The sequence below is a fragment of the Streptomyces sp. NPDC041135 genome, from assembly GCF_055592085.1.
The window spans coordinates 729,758-740,815 of the sequence record NZ_JBVIYZ010000002.1 but is presented as its reverse complement, the minus strand read 5'-3'; the positions used below and the strand labels follow the sequence as shown (position 1 = coordinate 740,815).

8 protein-coding genes are annotated in these 11,058 nt (G+C 72.6%); all 8 read right to left on the bottom strand.

Features of this window, described 5'->3' with window-relative positions; genetic code table 11:
* Window positions 1–135 precede the first annotated feature (135 nt).
* The 8 genes from ACZ6CZ_RS07545 to ACZ6CZ_RS07510 all read right to left on the bottom strand — a co-directional run bounded on the left by ACZ6CZ_RS07545 (window position 136) and on the right by ACZ6CZ_RS07510 (window position 10,876).
* Entirely contained in the window at window positions 136–1,440 is a 1,305-nt protein-coding gene (locus tag ACZ6CZ_RS07545) for a flavin-containing monooxygenase (protein ID WP_469016127.1), read from the bottom strand.
* Between the two features lie 144 nt (window positions 1,441–1,584).
* Window positions 1,585–3,078 (bottom strand): aldehyde dehydrogenase family protein, encoded by a 1,494-nt coding sequence (locus ACZ6CZ_RS07540; RefSeq protein WP_469016125.1) that lies wholly within the window; start codon window positions 3,076–3,078, stop codon window positions 1,585–1,587.
* Between the two features lie 54 nt (window positions 3,079–3,132).
* A complete protein-coding gene (locus ACZ6CZ_RS07535) occupies window positions 3,133–4,740 on the bottom strand; it encodes a GMC family oxidoreductase (protein WP_469016122.1) in 1,608 nt (535 codons plus the stop codon).
* Complete coding sequence (locus ACZ6CZ_RS07530; RefSeq protein ID WP_469016120.1) at window positions 4,737–5,981, bottom strand: cytochrome P450; 1,245 nt, start codon at window positions 5,979–5,981, stop codon at window positions 4,737–4,739. Before ACZ6CZ_RS07530 ends, ACZ6CZ_RS07535 begins: the two co-directional genes overlap by 4 nt.
* Before the next feature lie 118 nt (window positions 5,982–6,099).
* Window positions 6,100–7,461 carry an aspartate kinase gene (locus ACZ6CZ_RS07525; protein ID WP_469016117.1) on the bottom strand — a complete coding sequence of 454 codons (1,362 nt, stop codon included), beginning with the start codon at window positions 7,459–7,461 and terminating at the stop codon, window positions 6,100–6,102.
* A 99-nt stretch (window positions 7,462–7,560) separates the two neighbouring features.
* Window positions 7,561–8,673, bottom strand: coding sequence for a 3-dehydroquinate synthase II family protein (locus ACZ6CZ_RS07520; protein ID WP_469016115.1), 1,113 nt, complete (start codon window positions 8,671–8,673; stop codon window positions 7,561–7,563).
* Window positions 8,674–8,789: 116 nt separating this feature from the next.
* A complete protein-coding gene (locus ACZ6CZ_RS07515; RefSeq protein WP_469016112.1) occupies window positions 8,790–9,623 on the bottom strand; it encodes a 2-amino-3,7-dideoxy-D-threo-hept-6-ulosonate synthase in 834 nt (277 codons plus the stop codon).
* Window positions 9,624–9,799: 176 nt separating this feature from the next.
* Window positions 9,800–10,876: a hypothetical protein gene (locus ACZ6CZ_RS07510; protein ID WP_469016110.1), complete on the bottom strand. Its 1,077-nt coding sequence runs from the start codon at window positions 10,874–10,876 to the stop codon at window positions 9,800–9,802.
* Window positions 10,877–11,058 lie beyond the last annotated feature (182 nt).

Sequence of the window (11,058 nt, the reverse complement as noted above, 5' to 3'; positions counted from 1 at the left end):
GGGGTTTATGTGTTTTTGGCGTGTTCTCTCGCCCTTTTCCACCGGGGGGGGGGGATGGGGACGTGGCCCGGGCAGCGGTTCCCGGCGGGAGTACCCGCCGGGCGCCGCTGCCTGCGTCGTACCGGTTGCCCGTGCTCAGCCCCAGAGCAGACCGAGGGCCGCCGGCGATCGGTGACGGAGCGTGTTGTCCAGGTGGATGCCGCGGGCGACCCGCTCGGCCTGGATCCGGGTGGAGGCGATGAGCAGGGGCATCACCGAGCCGCCCTCGGGCAGGCCCGTGTAGTACAGCCCCGGCAGGGTGCCGGCCCCCGCCCGGTGCACGGGCATGCCGCTGTCGTCCAGGGCGGTGCGGGGCAGAATGCCGTAGTCGGGCACGAACCCCGTGGCCCACACGATCGTCGTGATGTTCCGGGCGGCCAGGTCCAGCTCGTCCCCGTAGTCCGCGAACTGCTCGGGGTCGAAGGGGGGCACGGGCGTGCGCTCCGGCACGACCAGGCCGTACTGCTCGATCGCGGTGTCGATGGCCTTGAGGAGTTCGGTCTCGGCGCGGGCCGCGTCCCGCGCGATCGCGCGGACGTTGTCCTCCAGCAGCAGGATGCCGCCCCGCACGCCGCGTACGCTGCCGACGAGCGTGACGCCCTTGCGGGCCAGCACACCGAGGCTGAGGTCGCGGCCCCCGGCCTTGCCGCTGAGCACCGACACGCCGGGCAGGACCGGGGAGTTGCCGCGCCCACCGGAGGCGGTCTCCAAGTTGCCTTCCAGCGGCAGCAGTTGCAGCCAGTCCAGTACCTGGGCGCCCCGGTAGCGGCGCGGCGAGGTCTTGTGCCGGCCCACTGCGAGATACACACGCCGGCCGGCGTCGCGCAGGTCCTCGGCGATCTGCTGGCCGCTGTTGCCCGAGCCGACGACGAGCACCGCGCCGGGCGGCAGGGAGTGGGGGTCGCGGTAGTAGCGGGTGTGCAGCTGGGTGACCGACGGGTCGATCCGGGCGGTCAGTTCGGGCAGTCGCGGCGAGGAGTAGCCGCCGAGGGCGGCGACGACGTTGCGGGCCTCGACGCTGCGGCCGTTCTCCAGGTGGAGCCGGAAGCGTGCGTCGGGGTGGGCGGGGACGTCGACGGGGGCCTCGACCGACCGCACGGGCGTGTACTCGCGCACGTCGATGCCCGCCTCGGCCACATAGCGCCGCAGCCGCGCGGCGACCTCGCGGGCCGGCATGTACCCTTCGGGGTCGTCGCCGTCGTAGGGCATGCCGGGGAAGGTGACGGTCCGGTTGGGCGTGTTGACACGCAGGCTCTCCCAGCGTTCCTTCGCCCAGGCCTGGCCGATCTCCCCCCGTTCGAAGACCACCGCCCGGTAACCGAGCCGGGCGAGGGAGCCCGCGACCGAGCATCCTTGCTGGCCCCCTCCGACGACGGCGGTCTCGACGAATTCGGTCGTCATGGCATCGCTCCTGGTCCGCTTGGGAAGTGGTTTCTCGTCGGGCGATGAGCTGCGGCGGACCCCCACCGGTGGTGCCCCCGGGGGTGCCGCCGCGAAAGGCGGTGGGCCCGGTCCGCCACCGCCTCGCGGATGACCGGATGCCGGTCAGGCTTCGTCGACGACATCGAGGGACGGCGACCAGCGGGGGATCGACTCCCGGCCGGAGGGCAGGCGCAGGCTGCGGCTGAAGCTGTACTCCTGCAACGTCTCCAAGGCGTGCTCACGGCCGTACCCGCTGGCACCCACGCCGCCGAACGGCGTGCCGGTGAACGCGCGGTTGTAGTGGTTGACGAACACCACGCCGGCCCGCAGCTCGCGGCTGACCCGCAGGGCGCGCTCGGAGTCGCGGGTGAACACGCCGGCGACCAGGCCGAACTCGGTGCCGTTGGCGATGCGGACGGCCTCGGCCTCGTCCCGGAAGGGGATCAGGCACACGACCGGTCCGAAGATCTCCTCCTGGGCGATCCGCATATCGGGGGTGACGCCGGTGAACAGGGTCGGCGGCACGTAGAAGCCGTCCGCCAGGTCCGGGTCGGTGGGCAGCGGTGCCTGGGCGGCGATGGTGGCGCCCTCGCCGACGCCGATCTCCAGGTAGTCCAGCACCCGCCGGCGCTGCGCGGGGCTCACCAGCGGCCCGACGTGGGTGCCCTCGTCGGATCCGGCGCCGACCTTCAGCCGCCCCACGGCGGACGCGAGGCGGCGGGCCACCTCGTCGTGCAGGTCGGCGTGGACCAGGATCCGCGAGGAGGCGGTGCACGCCTCGCCCTGGTTGAAGTAGCCGCCTTCGATTGCCCAGGGCACGGCCGACTCCAGGTCGGCGTCCTCGAAGATCATCAGGGCGTTCTTGCCGCCGAGTTCCAGCAGCGTCGGCGTCAGGTTGCCGGCGGCCGTCCTGATCACCGCCTGGCCCGTGGTGGGCGCGCCGGTGAAGGAGATCTTGCCGACCAGCTTGTGGCCCGCCAGGTGGGCGCCGACCTCGCCGCCGCCGGGCACGATGTGCACGACGTCGTCCGGCAGGACCGACTGGACCAGCTCGGCGATGCGCAGCACCGACAGCGGCGCCTGCTCCGGCGGCTTCATGACCACGGCGTTGCCTGCCGCGAGGGCGGGGGCGAGCTTGCCCGCGGTGTGCAGCGGGGGCCAGTTGAACGGCACGATCGCGCCCACCACACCGAACGGCTCGCGCACCGTGACGTCGAGCATGCTGCCGGCGTCGCGGACCTGACCGGGCATCGCCTCGCACAGGCCGGCGAACATCTCGAAGATGGTGACGCAGCCTTCCAGGTCGAACTGGCGGGCCTGGGTGAACGGCTTTCCGTTGTCGCTGGACTCCAGCGCCGCGATCTCGTCGGCGTGCTCGCGGATCACCTGGGCGACCTTCCACAGCCAGCGGCCGCGCTCGCGCGGGGTGCGTGCCTTCCACGCATGGTGGGCTTCGTGGGCGGTCCTGACCGCCTCGTCCACCCGGTCGGCGTCGGCCCCCTGGACGACCGTCAGGGGCCGGCCGGTCGCCGGGTCGTCGACGGTGAACCGGTCGGCCTCGTTCTCGGACGACCAGCGGGTGCGCAGGACCTGTACGGCTTCGACGGTCGTGGACACGGAATCCTCCTGGAAGTGAGCCGGGCTCGGCCGGCTTCGGCTGGTGCTGGGGCTTCAGTTGTGGGGGGCGAGTCGTTCGACGAGCACCGAGGCGATCCGCTCGGCGACCACGACGGTGGGGACGTTCGTGGCCACGCGCGGCATCGCCGGGAACACCGAGGCGTCCGCGACGGTCAGTCCGTCGACGCCGCGCACGGCTCCGTCGGTGTCGACCACGGCGGCCGGATCGTCGGGGCGGCCCATCCGCATCGTGGCGCTGCCGTGGTTGTAGTGCGCCGGCGTGCGGCGGACGGCGTCGGCCAGGTCGCGGTCGCTGATGTCCGGGCCCGGCACCCGCTCGTCGTGCAGCAGGTCGGCCAGCGGGCGGGTCCGGGCCAGGCGGCGGGCCAGGCGTACTCCGTCGGCGACCCGTTCGGCGTCGTCGGCGGCGGTGTACAGGCCGAGGTCGATGACCGGCGCGTCCCGGGGGTCGCGCGAGGACAGCCGGACGCTGCCGCGGGAGCGGGGCTGGACGCAGGAGACGAAGAAGACCATGTCCCAGCCGGTGGGGTGGTTCTCGGCCCGCGGCACGAACTGCTCGGGCAGGCTGCCGGCCGGCACCGCCGCCGAGGGCAGGATCTGCACGTCGAAGTCGGGCTCACCCGGGCCGGTGGCGACGCTGAGGACGCTGCCGAACACCGACCGGGCCGCGGCCCGGGGCGGCTTGGCCGCGTGGACGTTCCAGTACGCGGGATGCTCGGTGAGGTTGCGCCCCACTCCGGGCAGGTCGGCCACCACACCGATGCCGAGCGCCTCGAGGTCCCCTCGGTCGCCGATGCCCGAACGCAGGGCGATGACGGGCGAGTTGTAGGCGCCCGCGCTGAGCACGACGTGCCGGGCGGGGATCTCCTCCCCCGTGGCCAGCCTGACGCCCCGGGCCCGGGTGCCGCTGAACAGCACCCGGTCGACCAGCGTCTCGCCGCGCACCTGGAGGTTGGGGCGGCCGCGCACCGGGTTGAGGTAGCCGATGGCGGTGCTCAGCCGTATGCCGTCGGCCGCGCTGAGCGGGGTGCGGGCGAATCCCGGCGCGCCCGGCGCGTTGAAGTCGGCGACCTCCGCGTGCCCGAGGCGCGCGCCGGCCCGCTGCGCGGCGACGGCGTGCTGCCCGAGGTCCTCCGGGGCGCCCAGCGTCATACGGTAGGGGCCGCCCAGACCGTGGTACTTCTCCTCACCGTACGGGTAGTGCTCCATCCTCTGGTAGAGGGGGAGCATCTGTGCGTAGCCCCAGGCGGGACCGGCCGCGGCGGCCCACGCGTCATGGTCGGCGGGCCGGGCCCGCATGGCGACGCAGACGTTGACCGAGGAGCAGCCGCCGATGACGCGGCCCCGCGGAACGGGCACCTCGTTGCCGAAGGCGTCCGGCCGGGAGCGGTAGCCCCAGTCGTAGGTGTACGGGGCGTAGGTGGCGTCCTTGATGTCCGGCGGTGTGTCGTCGGTGGTGGCGAAGTCGGGGCCCGCCTCCAGCAGCAGTACCGAGCGCCGCGGGTCGGCGCTCAGCCGGTTGGCGAGGACGCAGCCGGCCGAGCCGCCGCCGATCACGATCACGTCGTAGGTCAGGGCGGCCGCCTGTCCGGACTCGGGTCGGCCGGCGGGGCGTCGCGGGCCGGGCACTGGTGCGGTCATGGTGCTGCCTCCCGCGGGGACGGTGCGTTCCAGTGGAGGTGCAGTTCCTCGAATCCGCGGGCGATGAGCAGCCGTTCGCGGGTGCGGGAGCCGTCGGGGCCGAGGCGCAGTCCGGGGAGCCGCTCGAAGAGGAGCGGGATGGCGACGCGCAGCTGAAGTCGTGCCAGGGAGGCGCCGAGGCAGGCGTGGACGCCCCGGCCGAAGGCCATCTGGTGTTTGCGGGGCCTGTCGCCGAGGGCGAACTCGTCCGGCTTGTCGAACACGCACTCGTCGCGGTTGGCGGAGCCCCAGTGGACCATCACCCGGTCGCCGGGCACGAGGCGCCTGCCGCCGAGTTCCGTCTCCCGTGTCACGGTACGGAACAGGCCCTGCACCGGGGACTCGAAGCGCAGGACCTCCTCGACCATCGCGTCGGCCGAGGCCTCACCGGCGCGCAGGGAGGCGAGCTGGCGGGGGTGCTGCAACAGCGTGACCAGGCCGTTGCCGATGGCCCGGGTGACCGTGACGTGCCCCGCGATGATCAGGTTCATCACGATGCGCATCAGTTCCACGTCATCGAGCCCGTGCTCGTCGCCGTACCGCGCCAGCGAGGAGACGAGCGAGTCCTCGTCGGCCCGGTCGCTGTCGTCCAGCAGCCGCATCACGTAGCGCTGCATGGTGACGACGTCGCGGGCCCATTCGACGCGTTCGGCCGGCTCGCCGGTGCCGACCGACAGCTTCAGCCAGTTGGAGCTCCATCGGCGCAGCAACGGCACGTCCCCCGGCGGCATGCCCAGGATCCGCGCCATGACGATCAGCGGCAGGGGCCAGGCGTAGCCCTCGATGATGTCGGCGGAGCCGTCCGCGGCGAACCCGGCGATCAGTTCCTCGGCGGTGTCCCGGACGAAGGGCTCCAGCGCCGCCACCCGCCGGGGTGTGAAGACGCGGTTGACCGCCACGCGCAGCCGGGTGTGCTCCTCGCCGTCGCTCTCGGTCAGGTTCGGCGTCAGCGCCCAGCCTTCGGTCAGGACCTGCTTGACCTCGTCGGACTCGGGTCCCGCGGTGATCCGCACCGCGCTCTCGGAGGAGAACGTCTCGGGGTCGTGGACGACGCGGACCACGTCCTCGTGGCGGGTGAGGACCCAGATGTCCCGGTCCCGGTCGTGGAACACCGGGCACTGCGCGCGCATCCGCGCGTAGCCGGGGTAGGGGTCGGCCAGTTGCTCGTGGGAGGTGGGGTCGAAGGCCGGCGTGGCGGTCATCGGGGACCCTCCGGCCGCGGCCTGCCGACGGGACCGCGCGGTGTCGGCCCGCCCGGACGGCCGGGGTCGAGTCGGATGACGGGCATCGGTGTTCTCCCTCGTGGTGTGGGGGCCGGCGTCACTCGGCGGCGGCCAGTGCGGGCACCGCGCCGAGCTGTCCGCGTCCGGCGGCCAGCGACCAGGCGGTGCCGGCGTGGTCCGGGTGGGCGGGGTGCACCAGGGGCGTCACCGGCTCGGGCAGGAAGGTGTCGTGGACGATCTGGGTGGCCGCGGCCAGGTCGCTGCGACCGGTCAGCACGCTGAGCCGGTTGGAGGTGACGTGGAGGTCGGTGCGCGCGGCGCCGACCGAGCGCAGGGCTTCCAGCAGCCGCAGCGGCGCGTACGGCCGCCGGCCGATGCCCAGGCCGACGACGGAGAGCCGGGCCAGGTTCGACGTCCAGTGCGCCTCGTCGAGGCGGATGCCCCGGTCGGTGTCGCTCAGCAGTTCCCGCATCTCCTCCACGCTGTCCTCGGGCAGCGTGAGCGCGATGTCGCCGGCGTCCTCGGTGCCGAGGTTGCCGTAGCGGCGCAGCTCGACCTCGGTCTCCCGCTCGACCAGTTCGCCGAGCAGGCGCAGGACGTGGTCGGAGGTGATCCGCCGCAGCACGCAGCGGACCAGGCCGGAGCGTCCCGCGACCCCGGCGATCGGGCGGAGGCGGCCCGCGGGTGTCCAGGACTCCCCGGATGCCGCCCCGGCGGCGCGCCGGCCGTCGCCCACCCAGGTCTGCGGGCCGGTCGCGGTGGTGTTGGAGCGCACCTTCAGGTCGACGCCGTGGGTGCGCGCGTAGTCGACCGAGTCGGAGGCGAGGACCTTGGCACCGCTGACGGCCAGCTCGGCCATCTCCTCGTAGAGCAGGGCGGTGTGGCGACGGGCGCCGACGACCGTGCGGGGGTCGGCCGTGTAGACGCCGGCGACGTCGGTGACGATTTCGCAGTGGTCCGCGCCGAGGGCGGCGGCCAGGGCGACGCCGGTGGTGTCGGAGCCGCCGCGGCCCAGGGTGGTGCGGGCCCCGGTGGCGATGGACTCGCCCTGGAAGCCCGCGACGACGGGGACGGCTCCCCTGGCGAGTTCCTCCCGGAGCCTGCGCGGGTCCACCTCCACGATCGTGGCCCGGCCGTGGCGGTGGTCGGTGCGGATGCCCGCCTCGGGACCACTGAACGAGCGGCTCGCGACGCCCTGGTGGTTGAGCGCCAGCGACACCAGTCCGGCGGACGCGGCCTCGCCCGTGCACAGCACGGCGTCCAGTTCGCGTGCGTCGGGGCGGGCGGCCACCGCGGATGCCAGCCGGAGCAGTTCGTCGGTGGCCCCGCCCATGGCGGACACGACCACGACGACCTGGTTCCCGTCCTCGCGCGCCGCCCGGATCTGCCGTGCAGCCTCGATGACCTTGTCAGGTGTGGCGACCGACGTTCCGCCGTATTTCTGCACTATGAGCGCCATCTCACGCACTCTCTTCCTTCAAATCCGTGGGACGTGGAGGACGGTGTCCGAACGCCGCGGTGACCGCCGGTTCCCGGGGCGGTCACCGCGGCGCGGACCCTACTGCTCGTGGAGGAACTCCCGGATCGCGTAGCCGACGTGGCGCTGGTCGGTCATGGTGTGGCCGAGGATGACGTCGCCGGGCCGCAGCTCGGTGAAGTTGTGCACGCTGCCGCCGGGGCCGAGCGCCCGGACGTGCCAGTCGTCCTGGCCGACCATGTCGACGAGCTGGCCGCTGCGGGTGCGGGCCTCGATCCGGAGCATCGGACGGGACTCCATCTTGATCCGGCCCACCACGACGGTGCGCACGCTGCCGTCGGTGCTGACGGCGAGGATCTCCGAACCGCAGTGCAGTTCGGACAGGTACTGGGTGCGGTTGCCGGGCGTCAGGGTGTAGGAGGACAGCGCGGCCGCGTTCACCCGGAACGGGCGGGTGGGCATGTACGGCAGCGGGTGGGTCTCGCTGCTGACGAGCACCAGGCCGGTGGAGTACGACCCGACCAGGATGCCCTCGTTGGGCCGCAGGTGGGAGCAGGTGTCGACGCAGACCCGGTCGCCCAGGCCGAGGTGGGTGAGCTGGACGATCTCCAGCTCCTCCATCTCCAGCGAGGCGGCTTCGCCCCGGGTGACCTGCATCAGCTCGGTGGCGTCGCCGACGCGCCTGGGGGCCATGAGCACCGCGTCGGAGCCGCGCTCCAGCACACCGAGGGTGGTGGCCGCGTCCTCGACGTCCTCGACGACGGTGACGATGGAGCCCTTGGCCTTGTCGGCCGCGGCCAGCAGGATCTCCAGCGGGATCTTGCTGGGGTCCTGGCGGAACTCGACGAGGGTCAGGTCCGCCTCGTTGGCGATCCGGCAGGCGAGGTCGAGGGTCTCCTCGCCCAGCACCTTGACCAGGACACCGGAGCGCAGGCCGGGGCGCAGGCCCTCGAACTTCTCGGCGATGCTGTGATCGGCGATCAGGATGTCCACCACGTCCACGAGCTGGTCGATCAGGGTGGTGGGGGTGTCCCCGGTGACGACGGCGGCCTTCTGGACGTTCGGCGGGACCTTGCCGGCCAGCTCCGGGTCGTCCAGCACCACGGTCTCGACGCCGATGTGGGTGCTCTCCTCGACGATGGCGGTGGCGAGTTCGGAAGCGGTGCCGCGGAGGTCGATCCATGCGGATTTCATGTTCGCACCTTTGATTGTGGGTGGCTTGCCTGAGGTGGTCGCGCCTGGCTGTCGGTGACGGGTCGTCACGGTGTGCGGTGGCGGGCCGCCCGGGTGGGGCGGCCGGGAATGCGTGGTCAGACGGTCGCCTCGGACAGCTCATGGCCCAGGGCGGCCAGGGCTGCGAGGGAGCGGGGTCCGGCGTGGACACGGCGGGCCACCGAGCGGGCCAGCCCGCCCGGGTCGGCCGCCTGGAAGACGTTGCGTCCCACGGCGACGCCGAGCACGCCGGACTCCATCGTGCTGTCGATGAGGTCGAGGAACTTCCCGGTGTCCTCCAGTACGCCGCCCCCGGCGGTGACGACCGGGATCGGGCTGGCCGCGACGACCTCGCGCATCGTCAGGGGCGAGCCGGTGTACGGCAGCTTCACGATGTCGGCGCCGAGGTCGGCCGCGACGTTCGCGGCGTGCGCCAGCAGGACGGGGTCGGTCGGGTCGGTGATGCGAGGGCCGCGCGGGTAGACCATCGCGAGCAGCGGCAGGCCGAAGCGGGCACAGTGGCCGGCGACCGCGCCGAGGTCGGTGAGCTGGGCGGCCTCGGTGCTCGACCCGAGGTTGATGTGCACGCTGACGCCGTCGGCGCCCAGGGCGACCGCTTCTTCCACGGCGCCCACGAGGATCTTGGCGTCCACGTCCGGTGCGTGCTGCGTGCTGCCGTTGAGGTGGACGATCAGTGCCAGCCGATCGAGCGCGCTGGTGGGCAGGAACCGGACGCGCCCCTTGTGGACGATGATTCCGTCCACCTCGTTGGCGGCCATGTCCTCGACGAGCCCGGCGAATCCGGCGGCGGTAGCCACCGGGCCGTCGGCCAGCGAGTGGTCGAGCGGAACCAGGAACGTCGTCCCGGAAGCCGAGTGGACAATTCGCTGGACCCGACGGTCCTTTCCGTTCCAGGCGTATGCATCGGTCATTCTATTCAACACCTCGTCCCAAACCCAGATGACCAGATCAGTTGTCCGGTGCGCATTCACTGCGCTTTCTGTGGAAGCTTTTCCGCGATGTTTCCGGTGTTGCTTTATGACCAAACCAAGGAATTCGCCGACCCGTCAAGCCCCGCGCTTTCCCGCTTTTCGGCGTTCACCGCCGGCTAGGTCCGCTCGGGCGGCTTCGACCGGCGCTGCGTCAGGCGCGTGGCGAGGTCCTGCCACGCCTGCACGCTCGCCTGGGCGAGTTCCGCGACGAAGTCGAGGCAGTGGTCGGGCAGGTCGAGGACGAGCCCGTCCTGCGCCTGCGGGTCGATGGCGGCCACCGCGAGGATGCTCAGCAGCAGGCGGCCGGACTGGTTGAACCGCAGCGAGGGGTCGGTGCGCAGCGAGCGCAGCAGCGCGGTGGACCTGTCGAGCCTGGCGGGCACCGCGGTCGCGGTCTGCGCGCGCGGCGGCTCGGGGGGGCGCGGGGGCGGGGTGCGCGGGTTTCGCGCTCTGTGGGCGGGCGGGTTGCGCCGCTGGTCGGGGATCAGCGTCCTGGTCTCACGTCGGAGCTGGTCGCGCACATCGCGGACCGTGCCCGGGGACACTCCCGCGACCGCGCTGACCGCCCGCAGGGAGGAGGCGGGTTCGCGCAGGAGCATCTCCTTGGCGCGCTCCCGCCCGGCGGCGGTGCTGACGGGCCGCACGCGGCCGTCCCTGCCGAGCCTGGTCTGCCCGCCGGGCCGCCCGATCGCCTCGCGCAGGGCGGCGATCGTCTTGGGCGAGAGTCCGACGGCCGACGCGATCGCGCGGTTGGACCAGCCCTCCTGTTCGCACAGGATGCGGGTGCCCGCCGCCTTGCGGTCGGCCAGCGACAACGGCAGTCCGTGCCGTACGTTCAGCCGCACCGCCAGGACGAAGGCGCTCGCGTCGTCGCCCTCGAACCACCGTGCCCGGATGGCCTCTTCGCCGCGTAACTGGGCCGCCCGGACCCGGTGCACGCCGTCGATGACCCGGTTGGTACCGCGCTGCACGACGATGGGCGGCAGGTCGGCCTGCAATTCCGCCAGGACCCGTATGTGCTCGCCGTTCTCCCCCGCGCAGCGCGGTGAGTGGGACAGATCGAGCGCCGTGACCGGGATCCACTCCGTGTCCGTACCGGCGTCCGATGCGGCGTAGTGCGCCTCGGTGTCCACCCGATCCGGAGGGTGGACACCCGCGTCCCCTCGCAGGAGCACTGCTTCGCTGTCTGTCACGTTCGACCACTCCTCAGCCACACCTGCCGCTGTCGGTCAGGGGCCGCGAGTGCTGTCCGCACTCCGGCGACCCACAAGAAGAATACCTTCTCCAAGGTATTTTTACAGGGGTCGCGGCACCCGGCGCCGTGTGCAACCGGGGATATCCCCGGTTGCACACCGGTCGACCTGGGGCTCCGGTG